The organism is Fluviicola sp. (genome assembly GCF_029266855.1).
Classification (GTDB): domain Bacteria; phylum Bacteroidota; class Bacteroidia; order Flavobacteriales_D; family Crocinitomicaceae; genus Fluviicola.
In genome coordinates, this window is the sequence record NZ_JAQSWB010000012.1 from 18,667 (window position 1) to 44,261 (window position 25,595).

Sequence of the window (25,595 nt, forward strand, 5' to 3'; positions counted from 1 at the left end):
TTGAATCAATAGTTCTCGTCAAAGAACAACTGGTAATCTTCCAGTTTATTTGTATCAAATAAGGTAAGCAAATTTTTCTCGGAAATAAATAAAATTTTCATTTTTTGCATATCCAGCAAATGGTTTCGCGTGCGTTTGTACATGGAAACATAAGATGCTGCCTCCATTTCATCGCTGAATTGTTTCACCAAAATCACATTGTCTTCTCTAAATACTTTCGACGTAACGCTTAAACGAAGTTTTCCGTAATATTCTTTGTTAAAATCTACTACCCGGGTCTTAGCGACCACGTTGTTGATCTTATCCGTCAGGAAAATAAGCACAAACATCGGCTCACCTTCCTTGTATTCGTAAATGCTTGTTTTGGCAAAATCAACCGGCTCGTTCTTAGAGTATCCATTCAGGATGATCTTTTTCATTTCAAGTGCCTTATCGGCTTCCGGTGTTTTCGGGTAAAGTGTTATCAGGGTATCCAATGTAGGTAAAATAACTCGTTTATCCTCATTCATTTTTGCCTGAGCCATTGCCTTCAATAAAATATACTTGCTTCTGTAGGGATTGTCCTTTTCATCTGCAATCACGGCATTCGCTTTCATGATTACCGGGTAGAACAAACCTCTTTCATAACGATCCAAATCGGTCAGATACGCCTCCTGAGTCAACTTCTCGCGTTCTTTTTTCTTCAGGAAATAATCCGGATCTCTGAGGTATCCTGCATAATCCGATGTCGGGTAATTAATCAGGATATAATCCTTTTGTGCCACTGCCTCCGGATCTTCCGGATTATGCAGACGGTAAATCTGGTAAGCCGCCATGAGCTTCATATCGTGTTCAAAATCCTGCCCCAACATGGTTTTGTATTGCTTTTCGGCAAGTGCAGTTTCATTTAACTGCTCATCATAAATAGCTCCGGCGTCAAAATAGGCATTCATCATCCGGTCGCGGGAGGCCTGAAGAGCAGAATCGGATACAGGAAGTTTTGCTACAAGCATTTCCGGTGTTAATGAATCAAGGGCAGTAATATCGGATGGCGTATTATTTGAAGTTTCACTGGAATCCGACGGATCGGTAAAACTAGCGAATACCACTTTGTCTGATCGCCTCCAGTCATCCTCATTGGAACGCTGTCCCCATTGTTTTCTAAACTCTTCAAAACCTTCACTTCTGGCTTTTTCGTTGTTCCAATAGAATTTAGAACCACTTCCATCTGACGTTTTCTTACTTTGTATTTCCTGAAGAGCTGCTAAACGAATCGCGTCCTGTCTTTTGCGCTCTTCCTCGTCTTTCTTCATTTTCTTGATCACACCTTCAGCGAAAGCCAATTGGTCCGGACCCGAAAGTTTCGCAATGCGCTGAACACTGTCTTCATACTGAGCGATCTCCAGTGCATTTACCAGACTTTGCAATTTGGAAGCCTTGTTTTGAATGCCCTCATAATTCGGGTATGTTTCCGGAATTACTTTAGCACAACTATCATAGTATTTTTGAGCATTCAGGTAATCTTTTTTTGCAAAACTCATATCTCCCAGCTTCTCATAAGCCATTCCTTTCTGGCGGTCATTCGAAGTAGAGAAAAACGCCGATCGGGTATAATTGGCTTTGGCACTTTGCTCATCAGCTTCCTGCTGATCCATTTTACCCAAAGTATAGTAAATCTGATCTTTAAACTCCGCGTTTTTGGTGTCCCGAAGCATTTTCTTCAAGTTCTTGCGTACTTTTTCACCGCCGGCATTCAAAGCATTCTTCAGATTGGCATTGAAACTCATTTCATAACCGGCATTGTATTTCTTAACGCGACTATAATGATAAGCAGCCTTGCCTCTGTCGCCGGCATTCTCGTATAACTGACCAAGGATATAATTGATCCGTGCCTTATCTTTCGACTTTTTGGCATATTCCAGAGCCTTTGTAAGTGCTTTTATTTCACCTTCGGAATCTTTTCTTTTTTCAGCGAATATTGCTTTGGTGATAGCCAGATCATATCTGAGTTTTTTAGGAAAAGGAGCCTGTTCTTTTTCCTTGTTTTTCTTCTTTTTGGACTTAGATGATTTGGAGCTTTTACCTTTCGAATCTTTAGAGTCTCCATTTTCCATCAACTCCTGTGCTTTCTCCAGATTCGTGATCGCAAAATTTGCTTCGGTAAACTTACCTTGTTCCATGTAAGTTCTTGCCATCCACATTTCTGCTATATAAGCAGATTTATCAGTAGAGAAAAATTTCTTGGTGTATTCAAAATTCTTAAATGCAAGATCGTAATCGCGTCTGTAGAAATTAGCAATCCCGATTGTAATCCAGTTCTCATCGATCCAACGGTTGTGCTCTTCTTTTTTAGCGGCAGGTTTTTCCATGGATGGCATTGCGTGCCTTTGAATTACTTTTGTAGATTTGGCTATGGCAGTATCAATCGGTGAATACATGTTTTTAACTTCTTCTTCACTGGGCAATTGAAGAACAGGAAGCACATTGTAATAATCCTCTTTTTGATTTTCACGATATGTTTTCATTGCCTCTTCCAGCAAATCATTCGCGTTAAAATACCCGTTATAATGTGCTGTAGTGCCATGATAAGTTCTGCTAAGCAATGTATTCTTCTCAGTTGAACATGCCCATATAAAGGAAAGAATTCCTAAGTAAATCAAAAAATGTAATTTCTTCATTCGAATGAAAAATCTGCGCCGATGTGATTAAAGATTAACTAACAAATGGCAAATATATTGTTTTGTTTATCAAAATCAATCTAAAAGCATGCCATCTCATTTGACAGCAGGCTCCTTATCACCATATTTTTCATGGATTTCCAGGATTTGTTTTGCATCATTGGCATCGATTCCCAAACTATCTGCTATTTCTTTTGCGCGCAGAACCTGGTCTACTGTGAGCCCGGTGCTGTCTGTTTCGCTATGCAGGGTATTTTTCAGGAAAATGGTGCTTTCCCCAAGTGCAGGAACTGTTTTTGTTGAAAGATCTTTAACAGGTTCGTAAAGCAGTGAATTTGCTTTTGTCTTTTCCGGAAAAAAGTTGCTTTTCTCATCATAAGATTCTATCAGAACCAATAAAACACTTACAATATAGAGCGATTTAAGCGTGGCAAAAAGTACTCCCAAAAACTTATTCAAAGGTGACAATTGCACCACTTTGATCATCTTTTCAATCATCTTACCACCGAAATAAATCATAGCTCCAACTCCGAGGAAAGTCAAAGTGAAGGCAACAACCGGCAGGTATTCCGAGTTCCAGCTAAAGGTTTTTTTCAACCAATCAGCAGTATAATCCGAGAAATGAATTCCAACATAAATTCCTACAAGAATGGCCAGGAGTGTAAAGAGCTCAATCACAAAGCCATGTTTAAAGCCCTTGTATGCACCGTAAAGAATTGGAAGCAGAATCAAAATGTCGAGAAAATTCATGGTTCAAAATTGGGGAAATTCGGATGGAGGAATTCGAATCAATTGAAAAGATACAAACGAATCATTGTTAAACACGTAGGGGCACGATTAATCGCGCCCCTACGTGTTTATTTCATTAATATGAATCACCCCATATTGGTGAAAATCTGTTGCACATCATCATCGTCGTCAAATTTATCGAGCATTTTTTCGATGTCAACCAATTGCTCTTCTGTAAATTCGACAGGTGTCGTAGGAAAGCGTTCCAAATTCGATTTTAGCACTGCAATTCCACGTTCTTCCAATGCAGAACCGATTGTTCCGAAAGAGGTATAATCTCCGTAAATGAAAATTCGGTCATCCGTAACCTCAATCTCTTCGCATCCTGCATCGATAAGTTCCAATTCCAATTCTTCCGGATCGATAGATCCTGTATTTTCCAATTCAAAAACCGATTTTCTGTTAAACATGAATTCCAATTGTCCATTCGGAACTACACCTCCTCCGGCTTTATTGAAATAAGATTTAACATTTGCCACGGTGCGGGTCGGGTTATCTGTTGCACATTCTACATAAACCAAAACACCATGTGGTCCTTTTCCTTCATAATCAACCTGGGTGAATGCAGCAACATCTTTTTGAGCTGCCCGCTTGATTGCAGCCTCAATATTGTCTTTCGGCATATTCTCTGCCTTCGCATTTTGAATAGCAGTACGCAACTTCGCATTGGTTGCCGGGTCCTGTCCCCCTTCCTTTGCGGCCATAGTAATAGCCTTACCTAATTTTGGAAATAATTTGGACATTTTGCCCCAACGTTTTTCCTTAGCTGCTCTACGATATTCAAATGCTCTTCCCATTTCTAGTATTTTATATTCGCGCAAAAATAATCAAAGAAGTTTAAATGAAAATGGAGAATGAAAAAATTGAAAAGCTTAAGCCCCTCAAAAAAAAGACAGTCGTAACTTTTAACTTTTATTTTCTTGCTTTTCATTCTGTCGTGTCGATTTTCAATTCTCACCTTTCCAAAAGTTAATATATTTACAGAATGAAGCTCGCAGTGGGAATTTTTTTGGTTTTTTGCTTGAGTGTTCTTTCCGCAGTTGGTCAGAATGAACCGATCCGCAGACCACAGTTTCAAACGAAAACCAGCTTGGCCTATTATTACTTTTGGGAAGAAAATGAAGACGGATCCATTGTTTCGTCAACAATGTATACTCCTTTTAGTTTGAACCGGGTAATTTTAATCGACACGCTGAAATCGGGTAAAATAGGTGTTTTACCGGATACTCTTTTCATAAAGGAAATCGCTGCCATTGGTAGAAGCTACAAACAAAAAGACCGGGTTTCAAAAAAACTCTGCGGTAATAAACTTGTTTTTAACCTGGTATATAACCAGGAACCCCAAACCGTAATTTACATTAAGCGAAAAGGAAAATGGCGGAGTTACAATGCAGGATTGGTTCTCAACTTCAGATCTGTACAGAATGATAAACTTTTTTTCATTTCTTCCGGGGAGAATCTGCTTCTCGCAAATCAAAGCAGTATAGCTGTCAAAAACAACACCTACCGGGTAGTTTCTTACTTTCTGCCGGACAATTCAGGCGGAGAACGAAAAAATCCCGCTTTCCAGCACGTTTTTGCTTTCACCGGTGAGGAACTGAGTAAACAAATCATTCAGAAACAGCAACCAAAAGCGAATCGTTATCTAATCTTCGTAAATGGTTACCGCGGTCCGAAATACGATAAGCACGAGAGCAGAAACGAAGTTTACTTAAACGACCGGACCAATTATTGGTTTAAAATTGATGACCGGTTTATTAAACGTCTGAATCCTGACACCACTTTCTACCTGGATGGGAGTTTCTCGGTTAAAACCTCCAATCATGCTTCCAAGCTGAAATTCGGTTTAAGTTATATCCGTTCCGTAAACACCCGGATTTCGAATAAGAAGTATAAACGCTTAAACCAAATCTCCAATCCGGAAGGTTTTGACTACCGCTATAGCAGAGGTGTTTTGGCCGGAAAAGCTTTTCTGAATGAAATTCACAACACACCAAACAGCTATTTAACAAAAGACACTATCGACATCGTTTGCCACAGTATGGGCTATGCTTATACCCTGGGATTAATCGAAACTATAAGAGATCATGTGGTACTGGGAAAATTTTATTTGCTGGCACCCGAAAATGCAGCTTATAAAGGTTTGGACTGGAACCATTTTGAAGAGGTATGGCAATACGGTTCGAATTTGGGTCAAAACGATTCCGATCCGCTTTGTTACCAGGATGGCGTGGCACCTCAGGCTACAGTTTGGGGAATCGATAAACAGCAGTCAAGTCATGTCGGGCGTGTTTGCTCACCATCCAATTGGCCCAACAAGCATTTTGTCCATTCACACATGGTTTATAGTTACGACTGGATTTTCGACCGCATCCAAAAAGGTCAGCCGGGATACATTCACTAGACATTAAGATCTCAGGATTTTTAAGACTCTAATTCAGTCCTAACATCTTACCTCAAACATATATCTGCTATGACAGATGTCTTCGTCTTCCAAAACTTTGTTTCGTCTTGCCTTAGAATCCTAATGTCTATTTGGGAGTAAATACCTAATTTTATAGCATGGATTACGCATTAGAATTACGTTACCAAAACCTGGCAAAACAGCTCGAACCAACTTTTGGTCCCGGTATTGATTTGCAAGCTATGCTTTTCCTCATTGGAGTAGAAGAACTGGGTGTTGGATATAAATTGTTTAAAAAACACGAGAAAACAGACTTGATGCACATTGCAATCTGTACCTTGCTGGAACCTTACGGATATTATGCATTCAAAGGAAGAGATACTGACAACTGGCCGCATTTTGATTTTGTGAAAGAACTTCCTCCTTTAACTGAAGAGGAACAACAGGCCTTTATGAAAGAGGCTATTTTGGAATACTTTGAACATCACGGTTACTCTACAAAAAATGTACAACCTTAAGTTAGGCATCAGGCAATAGTGATTAGGATTAACCATTAGTGAGATTACCTGTCTAATGCCCAGTGCCTAATCACTAAATACTTTCGCACTGATCCCGGACGTCCGGGATCGTGATTTAGTCTTTCCGCCGCGGCGGACTAGCGCTTTTTCTTATATTTGTCCACATTAAATAAAAACTATGGATTTTTGGGTTCGCGCAGCTCAGCTGATTTTATCACTTTCTTTGCTTATTGTATTACATGAATTCGGACATTATTTGCCCGCAAAATGGTTCAATACCAAAGTAGAGAAGTTCTATTTGTTCTTTAACCCTTATTTCTCTGTTTTTAAGAAAAAAATCGGTGATACGGAATGGGGATTGGGATGGATTCCCTTGGGTGGTTATGTGAAAATCGCCGGGATGGTTGATGAATCCATGGATAAAGAACAACTGGCTCAGCCACCGCAACCCTGGGAATTCAGATCAAAACCGGCTTGGCAGCGTTTAATTATTATGCTTGGCGGAATCATTGTAAACATCATTGTCGGATTCCTGATATACATTATGGTGCTCTTTGTGTGGGGCGAAGAAAAAGTCAACCACCAGAAATTAACCAGCGGTGTTGCTGTCCATCCTTATTTTGAACAATTTGGTTTCAGGTCGGGTGATAAAATCTTAAGTGTAGACGGACAGAAAGCCGACGAGGTAAGTAAATTGGGAATGGAGATCATGATCTTTGGGAAAACCCATTTTAAAGTTCAGCACGAAGACGGAAAAATCGAAATGATCGTTCTTCCGGAAGATATTGGAGACAGAATGTGGGATAACAACGCAGAAGCAGCCTTTGGTTTCCGTTATTTCCCAGGGCCGCTTGACACTGTTATCGCCGGATCTGCAGCTGAAAGAGTCGGTTTGAAAAAAGGTGACCAGATTCTTGCTATCAACGGAAAGAGGTTCCGATTCTATGATGAAATGGCAACAGAGCTTTACCACAACAAAGGTAAAAAGTGTGAATTGGAAATCAGATCGGGGAATTCAACACTCACTAAAAAAGTGAAGGTTGGTGAGAACGGCAAGATCGGGTTTCTTCCGGAATTGAAAGTAAACACAGATACCAGCGCTATTTACACGCAGTATTATTCTTTTGGGGAAAGCTTCGGATCCGGATTCAGCAAAGGATATAAAAGTATTTATGCCAATATTGTTCAATTCAAATACGTCTTCTCGAAAAAAGGAGCGGAATCCATCGGAGGGGTTGGTTCTATTGGTAAATTATTTCCTCCTGTATGGGATTGGCAAGCTTTCTGGACATTAACAGCTTTCCTTTCCATGATGCTGGCAATCATGAATTTACTTCCGATCCCGGCTCTTGACGGTGGTCATGTCATGTTCCTCCTATACGAAATGATCACGGGGCGTGCTCCCGGGCAAAAATTCATGGAATACGCACAATACGTCGGATTCTTCTTACTCCTGGGGCTGATTCTCTATGCCAACGGAAAAGATTTGGTCGGAGCAATTACAGGGTAAGCTAAATAGATTCCGTTGTGAACTCTAAAAGTTAATCAAACAAAGGAAGCTAGGTTTTCTTTTGCACTCTTTAACAACTAAAATTCACGAAATATATAAAAGGTGGCATAAGTCTGAAGATTTATGCCATTTTTGTAAAAAAGAAACACCCTGACGATAAATGTCAGGATCAAAAAAAAACGACATGAAACAAATACTATTATCAATTTTATTTCTTGCTGTAGTTGGGACTTCTATAGCACAAACTACGGGGCAAATCTCCTATTCAATGGATTTTGCCAGTGATAATCCTGACATGGCCATGGCGCTTCCGATGATGCAAGGATCAACTATGGAACTGTATTTTATACCTGAAAAGTCAAAAATCGATATGACTATGGGTACTTTTATGAAGATGAACACTGTTGTTGACCTTAAGGCTGACAAAGGCTTAATGCTGATGGAAGTAATGGGAAACAAAACTGCTACCGAAACAAAACCTTCAGAGGCAAACAAAGGAGAAAAGCCTGCAGAACCAACTATTGAAGTTACTTCCGAAACAAAAGAAATCGTGGGTTATAAATGTACCAAAACGATTGCTCGTGATGCAGAAGGGAATGAAACGATTATGTGGATCGCAACAGATCTTAAAGCAACTTTGATGGGGCAGCAGCAATTTGGAAACAACAAAATCAATGGTGTTCCCCTAGAGTTCTCAACTGTAAACAATGGCATGACGATTCATTTTATTGCAACTAAATACACGAAAAAAGTTGACAAAAAGATCTTTAGTTTAAAAGTGCCGGAAGGTTACACGATAATGACCGAAGAAGACCTTAAAAATATGGGCGGAGGACAATAGTCTTTTCCGAACTAAAAAGCAAACCCCGAAGCAGATGTAACCATCACTTCGGGGTTTTTTAGTATCAAATAGTTTTCAGTTTAATGAACTTCTTGGTGAACGTTCCGGAATTCTTATGCACGGTGACAATATAGTTTCCTGACGGATGTCCATCCATGGATATAGGAACCAGGTGTTCTCCGGGCTGAAACTCTTTCGAACAAACTTCGCTGACCAAAGTGCCGCTCGTATCGTAAACACGAACAGTCACTTTTTCACCCGAACATTTAAACTTCAAGGTCGTCTGATCCACACACGGATTAGGGAAGATCAAAACATCACTCTCTTTGAAATTCTCTTCCACGCCTAAGTTACAAGAACTTAAAACCGGGATAAAATTGACCGTTTGTTCAAACATTCCCTGGATTTCGGTTGGATCTGCTTCAAACCAATCTTTCAAAATTGACGCGTACACATCTCTGAAATCAATTTGCATCGGAACACCGGCCTGGTCAACTACCGTATTGGAAATAACAGGATTCGGGCCGATTATACCGGTATTGATGCAAGAACCAAACAAGAACAGTGGAGCAGCATCACCGTGATCCGTACCATCACTCGCATTGGAAGCAATTTGTCTTCCGAACTCGGAAAAGGTCATTCCTGCAACTCTGTGCTCTAAGCCAAGAAGGCTTAAGTCATTCTGGAATGCTGCAACGGCAGTGGAAATACGTGAAAGTAAATTTGCATGTGCCCCGGTTGTCGGAGCGCCTGAAACTACTTGTCCGTCGTGTGTATCGAATCCATTTACGTTGACGATATAAATTTTTGTTTTCAATCCCCCGGAAATCATCTGTGCAATGTATTTCAGATTCTTCGAAACGTCATCAGCGGGGTCATACATCGTGGAAAGTGAACTCCCTGCATTTGCAGCGGCGTTTACCTGGGCTCCGTAAGCATTTGCCTGCATAATCAAAGTAGACAAATATTCCATGTGCGATCCGTAATAAGTTCCGTCATTCACCTGGCCGGTTTCAACCAAATTGTAACTGTCGAAAGGGTTATTGACCGCCACCGAAAAATTCGCAGCCAATCCCTGGCAGGTTGCTGAAACTTCGTAACCCATGCTGATGGCAAAAGGGTCCGGGTTCTGTGTATCCGGGTAATCATCCGGGAAATTCGGGAATTGCTGATCCAGGTATCTGCCCAGCCAACCACGGGTTGCATTTGGATCCAGCATGCCGGAAGTCCAGATATCCATAGATCTGAAATGGGACCTGTTTTGTTCAGGATAACCCACATTTTGAATAATGGATAGACGTTCATTATTAAACATATCCCGCATTCCTGACATCGACGGATGCAAGGCATTTGTCGGTGTAATCGTCAGTAATTGATTTTCCGGGATCAGGATATTGGATCGCTGAACCGTCAGGTTGGCGTATTGATCAAGCGGAACCAAGGTACTTAAACCGTCATTCCCTCCATTCATTCGAATGATAACTAAAACCCTGTCTCCGGCAGATTTTGAAGACTTAAATAAATCTTCCGTAACAGCTCCGAATTTAAAGTTCTTTAAAACCAGCGGTGCTCCAATAGATGAAAGTGCAACCGACTGTACAAAATTTCTTCTTTTCATAGTTTCTGATTTTGGCTACACTTAAATTACTTGTGACTCTGGCAATTGGAACAATCTGTAAAGTACAAACTCAATGCGTTGGCGTACCGGTGTACTTACTGTTGTGTTTCCCGGATCCGCCAAATAATCATTGTATTGGATCGTCCACTCAAAATCAGGCTGACCATTCGTTAAAATGGATTTCAGAATAGCTTTTTCAATAACCGAAACTCCCTTGCAGGTAAAGACCGTCAAAATATCATCTATCACCTGTGGGGCACTTGATGGCAAACTTAAATTATTGACAAGGTTCAGGGCATTTAATTTGAATGGATTTCCGTTAACTACAATTCCAGGGGTAATCGTCATGTATGAACCCAAATCAAATCTCAATTTCAATAAGCTGGAATTCGCCCATAATCTGGAGAAAGCAGGAGTTTGGTAATAAGCCGTCCAGCCACCCACACTCGGTGCTCTCAAATATTCCATTCCCATCACCTGGGACAAATAATAAAGATTCAGATAAATTTCATAATTAACCGGAACGGTATAACCCGGAACGGAGCCGGAAGCATTCAGCATAGAGAACAACAATTCCAATGGATTCTTGATGATTGATCCGCGAACCGAAATATCATAAAAATGCTCACTTTTCAGCAATTGTTCTATAACCGGCTGTACTTCGAAATTATTTGAACTAAGTGTGGAAGCCATATCTGCAATCACAGTGCTTTCTACACTTGGTGTCAGATCATAGTTAACAAACCAGCGGTAAATTTTCCGGCATAAATACTTAGCCATATCCGGCTGACTGAAAATGACATCAATGTAATTTGCATATTCGAGGTTTCCTGCATCCGGGATAACTGTTGAACCGAAATAAGGACTCAATGTTTTACTCGAAGTGTCATGCAGGATCGGATAAAAGACATTGGTAGGCTGGGAAGCTGTTGTGCTATACAAATCCGTTACTGTCCACCCGGTTAAAATTTTAGCTCCGGCGGCAACGTCAGCTTCCGTATAATTGGAGTAATCTCCGGGTCCTACCTGCGGGCCTTTCCCGACGGTAAACAATTCCAGTAATTCTCTTGCATAATTCTCATTCGGTGAGAACGGGTTATTGGTTGCCCCATTTAGAAATAAAAGCATCATCGGATCGATCGTCATATCCTTTACCAGTTGCTTAAAGTTTCCAAGATAGTTCAGTCGGTATTTTTCATGCATCCCGTAAACAGCTTTCGCTTCATTGGTTCCGTCAACCCCAAAATGATTGTCCCAGAACAAACACATTTTTTCCTGGATACTCACATTGGGTTGATTAATACGTTGCATAAACCAGGCTCCTAATGAGAACAAGCGGGCATTGTTTGTTGGCCCGGGACTTGCCGGATAAACATCATTAATCCACGTTGAACCGGTTGCGGTAACTGCTTCATCCGGATGGAAAGCCAATGGAGGGGAAACACTTACGGGTGTTAATAGTTGAGCAACAGTCGCATTCATCCCATTGCTTACAGCTTGTGTAATCTGGTTGAAAGTAGGTCCAAACATGGTTCTTCGCAACAAATGAGCAGCTTCTGCCTTTGTCCAGGAACCGGTGTATGGAGTTAAACTTAATGAGATGGGCTCCTGTACATTTTCTTCAGGAATCATAATAGTACGTTTTAGCGGGAGGAATTTAAAACAAAAAGTCGGAATCGGCAAGATGAATTGAGTATCCTGCAAATTTCAACCAATTTACAGGATACTGATCAATATTCAACGACGGAGCTTATACGCTAATATTTAATCAACTGGATGGTCTGTGCATTCCCTTGTTGATCTCGGATCCGCAGTAAATAATTTCCCGATTGCCATGTTTCCGCATTCAATACCGTTAACGAATTCTCCATAGTACCGGTTGTAATCTCACGCCCCGACAAGTCATAAACTGCATATATTCCTGTAACATCACTTTGGATGGTAAAGTTTAGATTACTTGGATTCGGATAAATATGTGCTAACGGCACTGAGAATTCGTTCAGACCCAGGGCACAGTTATTCAAGGCATCAAATGTAGGACCTGCAAAAGTGAAAGTTCCTCCATCCGGACATCGGGCATAGGAAATATCCTCTGATTGGGTTCCGAAATCAACCTGATCATAAATCGTTGTTCCGTCTGAAAGCACACAGGATTCACCTGAAGCACTCAACTTAAAACTGGCATGCAATCCGCTTTGTTCCGAATCGCTGTCCACCCAAATAACCAGTACATCATTGGCATTGATTGCAGTTCCCAACGGGATTTGCCACTTGGTCAGGTTGGTCACATCATCTGTCAGGTACAAGCCGGACAAATCTTTTGCTGTTGAAGTGTTATTATATAATTCGACCCAATCATCGTTTTCGCCATTTGAATCGTAAGCAGTTGAACCATTATCAGCCATCAATTCGTTGATCAGAATATCACCCAGGGCTGGCAAAACGATTGCAATATTCAACGTGTGGAATTCATGTTCGGCACGGCTTGGGCTAAAAATTCCGGCATTTGCATTTTCAGCATAAATGTAATACTCCATCGTGATACCGTTCAGGACCACATCCACTCCATACACGTGATCTCCGGCTGTTCCGTCATTGTGCATTCCATCATCAAACAATTGAACACGGTTAAATCGCAGCGGGTGTTCCAAACGGTATCCCATATAAACCACAGATTCATTTGTACAGGTAGCTGTAATAGTAATTGTTTCTCCGTAAGCAGGAGAATTATTACTTGCTGCGTGAGCTGTAATTGCAGGTGCTGCCAGCAAATAATCTGCATTCGACTGGAAATAAGTCACCCGTGCATCCATTAATTGTTGAATTCCGGGAATTGAAGATCCTGCCGGACCTCCGCCTGTTACAGATGTTGTCAATCCGTTTTGAAATTGAGTATAGGTATAAAACTTATATGGATCAGCCTGAACCGATGCATCAATAGTTGTACGCAGTGTATTGGCAGTTGTTAAGTAATCTCCAGAAGCAAAAACTTCCTGAACAATTGTTCTGAGGTGCGCCATATACATGCGCTTATACATCGGGTTAGCAAGGATTTTCATGATCAGCGGATGATTTGCCGATGTACTGTTTGAAAAGGGATCAAGTGTGGTTGCCGTGTAGGATTGTCCCTGTACCGGACCTCCGGGAAAACCTGCAAAACTCATGTTCAAATCCCAGATAGTTGTAATAAAGCGATCATTCAAATCTTTATACAGGTAATAGTTCTGACGAAATGCACCGGAATAGGAATCCAGGTTCACAAGTACGTTGTTGTATGCCAGCATCCAGATCGCGCGATCCATATCCAGTTTGGATTCAATTGCGGAAAAATCATTGTTCAAGGTATTAATCAAATCTACCAGGTCATTCCATCCGTAATCCGATTTCAGCTCGTAACCATTTGAATACAGCGAACTATCCGAGCCCAGGTATTTCAGATCAGGGTTAACGGTACTTCCGGGTCCGGCTCCGCCAACAGGATTACATTTGATGAATGAACCATCCGAAGTATAATAATGATCTCCGTTGAACTTGTCATTAATGGATTCAGCGCTGGAATACAATCCGCGTAATGTTCCGTTGATGTAAACATTGGCAAAATTTGCTTTCGGGCAATCCATGTACTGCTCCAAGATCGCATAAGAAAGTACTTCCCGGATCATCGACGGATCCTGGTAACCATTCTGAAGTTTGATGTCCGTGTATCCTTCGTAATCATAACTTCCGTGAATATAATCCAGTTCGATGTGGAGCGGGTTTTTATTATTGTTTTGATTGTAAGAGCTGTTGCCTTTGTATTTTACACCGACGCTGTCAAAGGTGATTCCGTTGATCCGAACAGAATCTGCAAGCAAATAATCTTCTGTGGTAGTCGCAAGTGCATCCAGCTGTGTGTCCCAATTTGAGAAGCCGAAGAATATTTCGATTTTTTGAACGCTTGCTCTATCGTAGAGCCCCTGCGCAAGAGCTGATCCGGTGAATAATGTGCAGGCTAGCACCACCAGTAAGAAAGTTTGTTTCATGTCGTAGTTTTTCCTATGACAGCATTTGTTACCAAAGGTTTAACGAATGATTAAAATAAAATGAAACCAATCAACTATCCCCTTATGAATCAAGATTATCGGATTCAGCATTGACAAAAACAATGTTTCTTTTCAGACCAGAAAACTTGGTTCTCTTGACGGCACTTCCTTTAAAGATCGTTTGAAAAGCCAACTCATCCAATTCCAGCCAGTCCTGTTTCGAGAAGTTCAGAATTTCCTGTCTGGGTTCAAAACTCAGTTCGGTATGTGGTTTTGAAAAGCGATTCCAGGGACAAACATCCTGGCAAATGTCGCAGCCGTAGACCCAATTCTTCATATTACCGCGAAAAAGTTCCGGCAAATCGGAGTCTTTCAATTCAATCGTAGCATATGAAATACACTTTGATCCGTTAACGATATAAGGTGCTTCGATTGCATCTGTGGGACAGGCATCAATGCATTTGGTGCATGTACCGCAGTAATCCCGTATTGGGCCATCCGGTTCCACTTCCAAATCACAAATGATTTCTGCCAGAAAGAAAAATGAACCCGCTTTCGGTTGTATTAAATTCCCGTTTTTGCCAAGCCAGCCAACACCACTTTTCTCCGCCCATGCTTTTTCCAGGATCGGGGCACTATCAACAAACACCCGCCCCTCAATTTCTCCTATCTGTTCCTGTAATTCGGAAACCAGTTGTTTCAATTTGGCCCTCACTACATCGTGGTAATCCAGGCCATATGCATACTTTGATATTTGAAAAGAATCCTCTCGCTGAGTTGCTTTCGGAAAGTAATTATATGCTAAAGAAATAACCGTCTTTGCACCGGGAACCAATAAGCGCGGATCAAGCCGAAGGTCAAAGTGATTCTCCATATAGGACATCTTGCCATGCTTTTCAGCTCTCAGCCAGGAGACCAGCCTGGGTTCTTCGGATGCTAAAAAGTCTGCCCTGGAAAACCCCACGTGCAGAAAGCCCATTTCTTCTGCTTTTGTCCGAATCAGATTTTTCAGTTGCTCTTGTTGCATGATCTAAATACAAAGTGCCTTGTTGGTATTCCTGGTGAATACAGCACCTAAAATTAGCAATACCAATTGAGTTTTGAAAACAGGTCAACTAATCTGCTGAATCACAATAAATTGTATTTTATTTTTTTAGCGCGACCAGATACTTTAATTTTACCCAAATAAAAAATCATTATATGAAAAACCTATTTTTAATAATGCTTCCATTAGTTGGCGCATTTTCCTTATTTGCTCAAAAATCCGAATACACCTATGTAGATGGCCTTCTAACTGTTGACGGGGTTGAAGTAGCAAAAATCACCAAAATCAAAGACACTGAGAACATGGGACTCACCAGCACTTTTGAAGTAAGTTCAATGAGTGGAGAAAAATTGATCATAGGGGCATACGCCGGTGAATTTGAACAGGATCCCAACAACAATATGGACCACTTTTACCGGATTACTTTTTTGACAGCCAACCAAATTGGCATTTTCACGGTATCAAAAATGGGCGCAGAAAAGTCCTTTGCCAAACTTCTAGGGAAAAGCGGCATTTTTGCCGATGGTGGAATAGACGATAAAAAAGTACAGGAATTCATTGCCAAAAAAGGAAAAGCACCTAAAATCGCTATGGATTACTCACTTGTAAACCGCAATAAAAGCTGGCCGCTCAACTTAAAGGAGGACAAAAACATAGAACAGGATTCAAAAATTATCGGGAGCTTCAAGGACGTAAGTGTTAAAAGTACCGGGAACGATACGTATGAGTTTAGGTTACCTTCTGGCGTGATGATCGCTAAAGCCACATTTACAGGAGGAAATAATGCAAAAAACATGGAGATGCATACGATGAAAGACAATTTGAAACGCACGGTACCAATTGCCTCAGCTGATAATGTTACATTCAGTGCTTCATCCATTGACCGCAATCAGCTGGTTTTGGAAAGAATTGTAAAATGGCTGGTAGCCAATCAATATTTATAACAGCTATCCAAATTATTGGATGAATAGTAAAGGCGGAAAATTTTCCGCCTTTACTATTCTATATTTATTTAAAACAAACCGCCTTGTTGCCATCCCATATCAAAACCCAAGTGCTCAAAAGCCTTTTGAGTTGCTTTTCTTCCACGCGGGGTTCTCATTAAAAATCCTTCCTGGATCAAAAACGGTTCGTAGACCTCTTCCAGCGTACCAGCATTTTCTCCGATAGCAGTTGCAATGGTAGTCAATCCAACCGGTCCGCCTTTAAATTTATCGATCAATGCTTTCAGAATCCTGTTATCCATTTCGTCCAGACCGTATTTATCCACATTCAATGCATCCAGTGCGTGTTTGGTAATAGCAAGCGTAATAGTTCCGTCACCTTTAACCTGTGCAAAATCGCGCACTCTTCTCAAAATAGAATTTGCAATTCGGGGGGTTCCCCTACTTCGTCTTGAAATTTCGTAAGCCGCTTCATCCTGGATTGGAATATCCAACAATTCCGCTGAACGTCCGATAATGGAAGATAAAGTTTCCATATCGTAGTATTCCAGGCGAGAGTTAATCCCGAATCGTGCCCGTAAAGGGGCAGTAAGCAATCCTGAGCGTGTTGTTGCACCAATCAGGGTAAACGGATTCAAACTGATCTGAACTGTTCTTGCATTCGCTCCTGAGTCAATCAGGATATCAATGCAATAATCTTCCATTGCAGAATAAAGGTATTCTTCCACTACCGGACTCAAACGATGGATTTCATCAATAAACAGCACATCACCTGTTCCAAGATTCGTCAGCAAACCGGCAAGATCACCTGGCTTATCCAAAACAGGGCCGCTGGTAACTTTAAATCCGACATTGAGTTCATTGGCAATGATATTAGCCAAAGTCGTTTTTCCGAGTCCCGGAGGACCATGCAAGAGCACGTGATCCAATGGTTCATTCCGCTGCTTCGCTGCTTTGACAAAAATCTCCAGGTTTTCAACTACCTGCGGCTGACCGGCAAAGTCATTCAATAATTTCGGCCGCAATACTTTATCGTACTCCTTTTCCGGATTTGATGCCTCGGATCGATAGTCAAATGATTCCTCTTCCATATTCTGATTGTAAAAATACAAAATATGTATTCACTTTTATGAAACACCTGGTTAGAGCGGTGTTAAAAATTACGACGAAAAATATTTTTTTCACACGCTGTTCGTTTTTTTTGTTCAAAACAAGCATATAGTTGATTATCAATAGCGTAAAATTTATATTTGGATTTACCTGTAAGTAATTACAAGGAAACAATAACAACTATTCACATCCGCAATCACCAGTTTAATCCGGAATACCGGATAGCTGGAAATGACAGATGTCTTGTATAAAATGTAAATGCCTCAATTTGGTTGATGAAAAGATTTTTTATTCTTTCTGAGCCAAATAGGTATTAGTCGTGTAAAAACGAAATAGTCAACAGAACCAGCGACCTTAATCGAATTGGCTGGCAAACCGAATGGTAATCTGTTCCTGTCAGCCTTATGACAACATGTTTTAAGATGACTATGGAAACAAACATGTATACACTAGCACTGAACATGAGATCAAGACACCCTCCTTGATGTGTAATCTCATTGGAAACAACTACGATAATCAAATTACTATTTACATCAAAAATGAATCAAAATGAAATTCAAATACCTTATAGTCTTTTCAGCACTTTTTCTTTTCAATAAAAGTGTTTTGGCCCAGACAAAAAATGTTCCGGCAGGAAGCCAGGGATATTCTTGGGGATATGTTCCCCCAAATATTTTAGGAGGAGCCACGATTCCTATTTCAGCTGCACCTTACCAGGTTTCTATGGAAATAAACGGAAGCCATGCCTGCGGAGGTTCGATCATTTCCGACCAATGGATCCTGACCGCCGCCCACTGTGTTGTCTTGGGTGGAGCAACAACATCCAATACGGTAATCCACGCGGGAAGCAATGACCAGACGAGCAGCGCCGGTCAGAACATTTCTGTAGATATAATCCATGTACACCCCAGCTATAATAGCTCAACCCAAGAAAATGATATTGCATTGTTGCATCTTTCCTCACCCTTGCAATTCAACAACAATGTGATGCCGATTGAATATGCAAATAACTGTAACACCAATGCCGCGGACTACAATCCGGGGAATAACGTGTATTTATCCGGTTGGGGAATCACATGTAATTCCTGTGGAGTTGCAACCTTTTTACAAGGCTTGTCTATTCCTTTTGTTTCCAATGCAACTGCGATGGCAATTAACGTGGCGTATAATTCTGCTTACACAGCGAACATTTCGTCTAATATGCTGGCATTTTATAGTTCCGGGACCGGAGCAGGACCAGGAGATAGCGGCGGTCCGGCGGTCATCAGTAAAAACGGAAATAAAATTAACTTAGGTGCATCGAGCTGGGGATACTGGCCAAAAGACCAATTGCCGACGGTTTATACGCATGTCAGAAATTATGCATCCTGGATTCAGACCATTACAGGTTTTTCCATTAGTGATCCGGGATTGGATTTGTATTCCAAAGACAAACCATGGGATATGGGTAAAGAGCCTAGCAATGTGAGTAACCTATGGGAAAGTGAAGATATTTGGGTACGCAGACAAAACGATGGTATCACGACTCAGGTACACCAGGATCCGGAATATTATGCAATGCCGGGAAACAGTGATTATGTTTATGTAAGAATCAGAAACAGGGGATGTGTTGCATCTACGGGAACGGAACAGGTAACACTGAATTGGGCAAAAGCTGCAACGTCATTGGGATGGCCAAGCAACTGGGATGGTTCTGTATTAACAAGTACAGGCTTCCCGCTCGGAGGCCTTATCGGAACAGCGACCTTGCCGGTAATTCAGCCGGGAGATGCAACTATCCTAACTTTTCCGTGGAACCCACCGAATCCAGCTGATTATGTCGGTGGATTAACCACTGACCCATCGCTGTTTTGGGCAGAAGAGCCACATCACTTTTGCCTTTTATCGCGAATTGTCGCATCGGGTGACCCAATGACTGTACCTGAAACAATAAATCTGGGAGCCAATGTAAATAACAACAATAACATTGCTTGGAAAAACTTGTCTGTTGTGGATTTAAATCCGGGTAACATCGCACCGGGAGGAATAGTTCAGACAGGTGCTACTATACTGGTTGGTGATGCATGGGATCATGGCGGAGTGTATAACATTGAATTCACAAATCCTGACTACATTACCGGAAACCGGGTAACCGAGGAGGCAGAGATTAAAATTACGCTGGATGCTCCTTTGTGGCAGAAATGGGAAGAGGCTGGTCTTCAATCGGAAGGTATAGAAATAGTGAATCCACACGAGCATCAGTTGGTAATTGTAGGACATCATGCAAGGCTTGACAATCTGGCATTCCAGCCCAACGAACGGAATTTAATTCATGTAGAATTCAATTTTTTAACCCAACAGGCAAGCGATCAGCATGAGTTTGATTTTTGTGTTATTCAACGGACGAGTACAGATAATTTGATAGTGGGTGGTGAGACTTATAAAATTTATAAGGAACAAAGACCCGAATTCGTAGCTAATGCCGGTGAAGACATAGAAATAGCACAACTGAACAGTACTACCTTAAGTGCATACCCGATCGGTGAACAAGCGGTCTATAACTGGTATGACGAAAATGGTACCTTGGTTTATACCGGCAAAGATTTCACCGTTTCCCCGGAAGTTACTACCAAATACAAACTGGAAGTAATCGCTTCTCTTGATGGATTTAAAGATTACGATGAAGTGGAGATAAAAGTAAAAGAATATGCTATCAACAACATATCTCCTAACCCGTCAAGTGACATAATTACTATTGACTACAGAGCACAAAAAGCACAATCTGCCTATGTTATGATTGTGCCCTTGTTTTCAGGAACATCGAATCAGTATATTTTAAACACGGCAGAAACATCAAAAAGAATTGATGTGTCAGGTTATACACGCGGACAATATGCTGTTGTACTGATTTGCGACGGTAATGTCGTTGACTATAAAAACATTTTAGTTCAGTAATCTTTTAACCAAAGGCACGGCGGAAAAAAAATCTGCCGTGCCTTAATAAAAAAGTATTCATATGAAAAAGATCATTGTAATTGCTGGCTTATTGGTAACACCGGTCTTTGGCTTCTCACAAACAATTGATAGTGTCTCGGTCACGATCGGCAACCCGACAAGCACGGTTTATATTAAAGGAATCAGTCCGCAAATGGACCTGTCAGGTATAACAATCGTTGCACTAAATGATCTGAATAATACCCAAGTGATTAATTTATACTTCAAAGGATGTCCTTTGAATCAAATGGTATTACCTTATGACACTACTATTAACTTAAGTGTACCCTTCCCCTATGCCCTTGAGATAAATACTGTGCACGATACATCATCGACTTGCGCTTACCCCACAACGCCATTTGTTGTAGATACATTCCATTTGGATGCCTCTCAAATTTTGGGAATGGGAGAATTGCATGGAAAAGAAGAAGGTATTGAGATCTACCCCAATCCGGCAAACAGCTTGATAGACGTTTTTGCGAAATGTGTAGTGGAGATCGTTTCGATTTATTCTATGGAAGGCAAAAAAATGTCTGATAAAATTATTGGAAAAAATAAGTTTAGTATTGACCTGACGGACTTTCCCCAAGGGGCGTATTTCTTGGTGCTTAAAACAAAATCAAAAGGTTTGATCACAAAAAGGATTACCAAAAAGTGATCATCATCGTTCAAAAACAAGCAGTCGATTCATAAGAAAAGTTCTGCATCTTCCGAACAAAGTAAGGAATTGTTCCTATGTGATAGGAAACAAAAAATCCTCACTCGTTTCCGAATGAGGATTCTCAATTTTATATATCAAAGATCTAGTGATCTCCTTCTTCACCTTCTGCAAGAGGAACAACTTGAGGAATAAAGTCTTCCTCAGCTCCCGGCTTAGAGTAATCATATGGCCAACGGTGAACTTCAGGAATTGCTCCCGGCCAGTTTCCGTGAATATGCGCAACCGGAGTCGTCCACTCTAGTGTATTCGATCTCCAAGGGTTTTGAACCGCTCTCGGACCTCTGTAAATACTGTAGAAGAAGTTGAATAAGAAAATCAACTGACCAAATGCTGCGATGATCGCAAACACAGTAATGATCACATTCAAATCCATAATCATATCGTAAGTAGGTTTATCATATTCACCCACTACCGAGTAATCGTAGTAACGACGAGGCGCTCCTGCTATCCCTACAAAGTGCATTGGGAAGAATACCCCGTAAGCACCAACAATAGTTACCCAGAAATGAGCGTATCCTAAACGGGTGTTCAGCATACGACCATACATTTTAGGGAACCAATGGTAAACACCGGCAAACATTCCGAATACAGCCGACATACCCATTACGATGTGGAAGTGAGCTACAACGAAATACGTATCGTGAACTGCAATATCCAAAGCTGAATCCGCAAGGATAATACCCGTAACACCACCTGTAATAAATGTAGAAACCAATCCGATCGAGAACAACATTGCCGGAGTATAGATATTGGAACCTCTCCAGATAGTAGTGATGTAGTTAAACACTTTTACAGCGGAAGGAATCGCGATCAATAAGGTCGTAAATACGAATACGGAACCAATGAACGGGTTCATACCTGTGATAAACATGTGGTGACCCCAAACGATAAACGATAGGAAACCAATTGCCAGGATCGAACCGATCATTGCACGGTAACCGAAGATCGGTTTACGCGAATTTGTAGATATGATCTCCGAAGTCAGACCAAGTGCAGGTAATAATACGATATATACCTCCGGGTGACCCAGGAACCAGAATAAATGCTGGTATAACAATGGTGATCCACCGTGATTCTCCAACATTTCGGAACCAACAATGATATCAGAAAGGTAGAAAGAAGTTCCGGCCAAACGGTCCATCATCAATAACAAAGCTGCTGACAATAAAACAGGGAAAGATAGTACCCCTAAGATCGCTGTAATGAAGAATGCCCAGATTGTCAATGGCAAACGAGTCATTTTCATCCCTTTTGTACGTAAGTTAAAGATTGTTACGATGTAGTTCAGGGAACCAAGTAAAGAGGAAGCGATGAAAATAGTCATAGATACTAACCAAAGAGTCATACCCAAACCTGAACCTTCGATTGCTTGTGGCAACGCAGATAATGGAGGATAGATCGTCCAACCTGAAGATGCAGGCCCTGTTTCGATAAACAAAGAGAACAACATGATCAAAGATGAGATCAGGAACATCCAGTAAGACAACATATTCAAGAAACCTGAAGCCATATCACGTGCACCAATTTGCAAGGGAATAAGCAAGTTCGAGAAAGTACCTGACAATCCACCTGTCAACAAGAAGAATACCATGATCGTACCGTGGATAGTTACCAATCCCAAATACATGCTTTCTTTCATTACTCCTCCCGGAGCCCAGGTTTCACCAAGGAAAAATGATAAGAAATCCGATTCCTCACCCGGCCAAGCCAGTTGAATACGGAACAAGATAGATAATAGCATTGCTACTACCCCCATAAATACAGCAGTCATCAGGAACTGCTTTCCAATCATTTTATGGTCTTGACTAAAAATATATTTAGAAATAAAACCTTCTTCATGGTGGTGATGACCATGAGCGTCGTGATGTGCGTGTGCTTCGTGAGCTGCCATGATTTTATTTTTTTTGCTTTAAGTTATTATAATGTTTTTACGATTGCCGCCGAGTCCATTGCCGGAGCTGTTGCTACTGCAGTTGAATCAGCCGGAGCTGCTGCCTTTGGTTTTCCTACTGCATAAGTGTTTCTAAACGTTTTGCAGGCATCGGCTGCTTTTGGATCTAACTTAGAAACTCTGGCATACCATTTTTTGTATGCAGGCTTATCCAATACCACAACAATCAATTTCATTTTGTAGTGAGATGATCCACAGATCTTATTACACATCAAAATGTAATTGAACTGAGGATTATGCATTTTCTCACGCATTTCAGTTGTAGTGATTGTCGGTCTGAATTTAAAACGGGTAGTTTGACCCGGAACCGTATTCATTTGAGCACGGAAATGCGGCATGTATGCAGAGTGAATTACGTCTTTCGATCTGAAATTAAATTCGTAATCCTGTCCTTTACATAAAAACAAAGTGTCATTTGCATTGAAAACGATATCATCCATTACACGTGTATCCAAAGCACTGTTATGTCGTGCTTTCAATTGGTACAACATGCGAACCATGCGCTCTTTTCTGGCCAAGTCTTTCACCATCAGTGCGTGATCTTCAGGAACAAACATCAACTTCGGATTATTCAGTTTAGATTCCAAAGCATGGATACCGCTTGAGCTGTTTTCCATACTGTCGATTGCATCCTGGATCGTCTTTGTAGTCATCAAAGCCAATGGGTTGTTTTCATTTGTCAGTTTGTAGTCGAAGTAACCCAACTTATTATCATCACCTGCCATGCGAACTGTCCAGTCAAATTGTTTGGAGAACAACTCGATTCGAATTGCTTCATCCGGTGATTTATCCGTTTGCTCATTCCAGGATTTCAAACCTAAGATGATAATTACCGCAAGTACAATCGCAGGAATAACTGTCCAAACTAATTCCAACCGATTATCGTGTGGGAACCAATATGCTTTCACTCCGGGTTTGCGAACGTACTTGAATGCAAAACCAAAAAGCAATCCGTTCGTTAAAAAGAATACTGCAGTAATGATTAACATATTCAGGTCCATCAACCAGTCTGTCGATTTCCCGTGAACTGAAGCTGCTTCTCCACGTCCGGTATAACCATATTCTGCAAACAAGTATAATACAGACGCGAAAAACGCGAACATAAACACCAATAATAAGGTTGCATTCAATCGGTTATCGCGGTTGGGAATATCTTCCTCCCGGCGATTTCTTAATTTAGAAGAAAGTTCATACATGCGCACCAACTGTGCTACAGCAATTACTCCTAAAATGATAACTATTAATACAATTAGCTTTGTCATGTTTTTTATTTTATCGTAACAACAAGTGCCTTATTAAATTTCGTGGTGAATACTTTCGTCAAGGAACGGGTGATTAACCGGCATCAGCGGAGCTTTAGTCAGGTTCGTTAAAATGATTCGGATAAAGAACCCTAAGAACAATAAAGCCATACCAATTTCCATGGCACCGATATAAGCGGATTTACCCATTGAACCTCCCATTACCATCAGGTATGCATCAACCCAGTGACCTGCGAAGATGATAACTCCGACAGCAGTTAATACACCTGCATGTCTTTTTGCATCACGTGACATTAACAATAACATTGGGAATGCAAAGTTGATGAAGAACATACCGAAGTACAATAATTTGAAGTCTTCAATACGCGTTAAGTGGTAAGTTACCTCCTCCGGAATATTTGCGTACCAGATCAACATGAATTGAGAGAACCACAAGTAAGACCATAAGAAAGATGTAGCGAATGTCCATTTACCCAAATCGTGGATATGGTTTTCGTTTACTTTACTCAAATATCCTTGTTTCTTCAAGTACAATGTAAGGGTAACCAAAACTACCATTGTAGAACACCACATTCCTGCGAATACGTACCATCCGAACAAAGTAGAGAACCAATGCGCATCAATCGACATGATCCAGTCCCAAGCAGAAGTTGAAGAGAACACAGCGAAGAATACCAGGAACAATGCTCCTTTTTTATAGTTTTTAAAGTGAATTGCAGTTCCGCCAACACGATCTTCTTCCAATGAACGCATTTTGAATCCTCTCCAGAAAATGAAGTAAACACCCATGTACGCCAATGTTCTGATCCAGAAGAATGTTTGGTTCAGATAAGCCGATTTCTTTACCAGGATCGGATCGTGCTCTACATGTGCATTGTCCATCCAGATGTAGACACCCCCACCTTTCATTAAAGAAATAGTCAATAAGGTAACAAGCATCAATGCAATACCATAAGGTAAGTAACCTGCAACACCTTCAATAATGCGTTTTACAGAAGCATACCAACCTGTTTCCGTTGCATACTGCAATGCCAGGAAGTACAATGCCCCCAAGCCGATTGCAAAAAAGAAGAAGCTATCTACTAATAAGTTCCCTAAGAAACGTTTTGTAAAGTTCTCACCTCCGTGACAACTAAATTCTACCCAAATACCTAAACAGATACCGATAATTCCCAACAACATCAGGATTACCGTAAGGGATTTTGCTTTTGATGAAACTTTGAATTCCAT

General features: G+C 41.0%; 18 protein-coding genes. 7 read left to right on the forward strand and 11 right to left on the reverse strand.

Annotation, left to right across the window (positions count from 1 at the left end):
• Positions 1–5 precede the first annotated feature (5 nt).
• The 3 genes from K0S23_RS17955 to K0S23_RS17965 form a co-directional block, all read right to left on the reverse strand.
• Complete coding sequence (locus K0S23_RS17955) at positions 6–2,657, reverse strand: hypothetical protein (RefSeq protein ID WP_300360213.1); 2,652 nt, start codon at positions 2,655–2,657, stop codon at positions 6–8.
• 96 nt (positions 2,658–2,753) lie between these two features.
• Positions 2,754–3,407: a CvpA family protein gene (locus K0S23_RS17960; protein ID WP_300360214.1), complete on the reverse strand. Its 654-nt coding sequence runs from the start codon at positions 3,405–3,407 to the stop codon at positions 2,754–2,756.
• Between the two features lie 125 nt (positions 3,408–3,532).
• Positions 3,533–4,243: a YebC/PmpR family DNA-binding transcriptional regulator gene (locus K0S23_RS17965; RefSeq protein ID WP_300360216.1), complete on the reverse strand. Its 711-nt coding sequence runs from the start codon at positions 4,241–4,243 to the stop codon at positions 3,533–3,535.
• A gap of 188 nt (positions 4,244–4,431) precedes the next feature.
• Between K0S23_RS17965 and K0S23_RS17970 the strand changes: the two genes are divergently transcribed.
• The 4 genes from K0S23_RS17970 (at position 4,432) to K0S23_RS17985 (ending at position 8,719) form a co-directional block, all read left to right on the forward strand.
• Positions 4,432–5,850, forward strand: a complete 1,419-nt coding sequence (locus tag K0S23_RS17970; RefSeq protein ID WP_300360217.1) for a hypothetical protein — start codon at positions 4,432–4,434, stop codon at positions 5,848–5,850.
• A gap of 158 nt (positions 5,851–6,008) precedes the next feature.
• On the forward strand, positions 6,009–6,368 hold the full coding sequence (locus K0S23_RS17975) for a hypothetical protein (RefSeq protein WP_300360219.1): 360 nt from the start codon (positions 6,009–6,011) through the stop codon (positions 6,366–6,368).
• Between the two features lie 178 nt (positions 6,369–6,546).
• Positions 6,547–7,878 (forward strand): RIP metalloprotease RseP, encoded by a 1,332-nt coding sequence (rseP, locus tag K0S23_RS17980; RefSeq protein WP_300360221.1) that lies wholly within the window; start codon positions 6,547–6,549, stop codon positions 7,876–7,878.
• A gap of 184 nt (positions 7,879–8,062) precedes the next feature.
• Complete coding sequence (locus K0S23_RS17985) at positions 8,063–8,719, forward strand: hypothetical protein (RefSeq protein ID WP_300360222.1); 657 nt, start codon at positions 8,063–8,065, stop codon at positions 8,717–8,719.
• A 64-nt stretch (positions 8,720–8,783) separates the two neighbouring features.
• Here the strand turns inward: K0S23_RS17985 and K0S23_RS17990 are convergent, their stop codons facing one another.
• The 4 genes from K0S23_RS17990 to queG all read right to left on the reverse strand — a co-directional run bounded on the left by K0S23_RS17990 (position 8,784) and on the right by queG (position 15,386).
• Positions 8,784–10,337 carry a DUF1501 domain-containing protein gene (locus K0S23_RS17990; protein ID WP_300360223.1) on the reverse strand — a complete coding sequence of 518 codons (1,554 nt, stop codon included), beginning with the start codon at positions 10,335–10,337 and terminating at the stop codon, positions 8,784–8,786.
• A 21-nt stretch (positions 10,338–10,358) separates the two neighbouring features.
• Entirely contained in the window at positions 10,359–11,969 is a 1,611-nt protein-coding gene (locus tag K0S23_RS17995; RefSeq protein ID WP_300360224.1) for a DUF1800 family protein, read from the reverse strand.
• Positions 11,970–12,094: 125 nt separating this feature from the next.
• On the reverse strand, positions 12,095–14,359 hold the full coding sequence (locus tag K0S23_RS18000; protein ID WP_300360226.1) for a CotH kinase family protein: 2,265 nt from the start codon (positions 14,357–14,359) through the stop codon (positions 12,095–12,097).
• Between the two features lie 82 nt (positions 14,360–14,441).
• The gene (gene queG / locus K0S23_RS18005) at positions 14,442–15,386 is read right to left on the reverse strand and encodes a tRNA epoxyqueuosine(34) reductase QueG (protein WP_300360228.1); all 945 of its coding nucleotides are present in this window, start codon (positions 15,384–15,386) and stop codon (positions 14,442–14,444) included.
• A 173-nt stretch (positions 15,387–15,559) separates the two neighbouring features.
• Here queG and K0S23_RS18010 point away from each other — a divergent pair, with 173 nt between their 5' ends.
• Entirely contained in the window at positions 15,560–16,348 is a 789-nt protein-coding gene (locus tag K0S23_RS18010) for a hypothetical protein (RefSeq protein ID WP_300360229.1), read from the forward strand.
• A 68-nt stretch (positions 16,349–16,416) separates the two neighbouring features.
• Here the strand turns inward: K0S23_RS18010 and ruvB are convergent, their stop codons facing one another.
• Positions 16,417–17,439 (reverse strand): Holliday junction branch migration DNA helicase RuvB, encoded by a 1,023-nt coding sequence (ruvB, locus tag K0S23_RS18015; RefSeq protein WP_300360230.1) that lies wholly within the window; start codon positions 17,437–17,439, stop codon positions 16,417–16,419.
• Positions 17,440–18,007: 568 nt separating this feature from the next.
• Here ruvB and K0S23_RS18020 point away from each other — a divergent pair.
• Positions 18,008–20,392, forward strand: coding sequence for a DUF1986 domain-containing protein (locus tag K0S23_RS18020; RefSeq protein ID WP_300360232.1), 2,385 nt, complete (start codon positions 18,008–18,010; stop codon positions 20,390–20,392).
• Positions 20,393–20,453: 61 nt separating this feature from the next.
• Complete coding sequence (locus K0S23_RS18025; RefSeq protein WP_300360234.1) at positions 20,454–21,089, forward strand: T9SS type A sorting domain-containing protein; 636 nt, start codon at positions 20,454–20,456, stop codon at positions 21,087–21,089.
• Between the two features lie 145 nt (positions 21,090–21,234).
• Here K0S23_RS18025 and K0S23_RS18030 read toward each other — a convergent pair whose 3' ends face one another.
• The 3 genes from K0S23_RS18030 to K0S23_RS18040 are packed head-to-tail and all read right to left on the reverse strand — an operon-like array spanning position 21,235 to position 25,595.
• Complete coding sequence (locus tag K0S23_RS18030; protein WP_300360236.1) at positions 21,235–23,043, reverse strand: cbb3-type cytochrome c oxidase subunit I; 1,809 nt, start codon at positions 23,041–23,043, stop codon at positions 21,235–21,237.
• A 26-nt stretch (positions 23,044–23,069) separates the two neighbouring features.
• A complete protein-coding gene (locus tag K0S23_RS18035) occupies positions 23,070–24,365 on the reverse strand; it encodes a cytochrome c oxidase subunit II (protein WP_300360238.1) in 1,296 nt (431 codons plus the stop codon).
• Positions 24,366–24,398: 33 nt separating this feature from the next.
• Positions 24,399–25,595, reverse strand: coding sequence for a quinol:cytochrome C oxidoreductase (locus tag K0S23_RS18040; protein ID WP_300360239.1), 1,197 nt, complete (start codon positions 25,593–25,595; stop codon positions 24,399–24,401).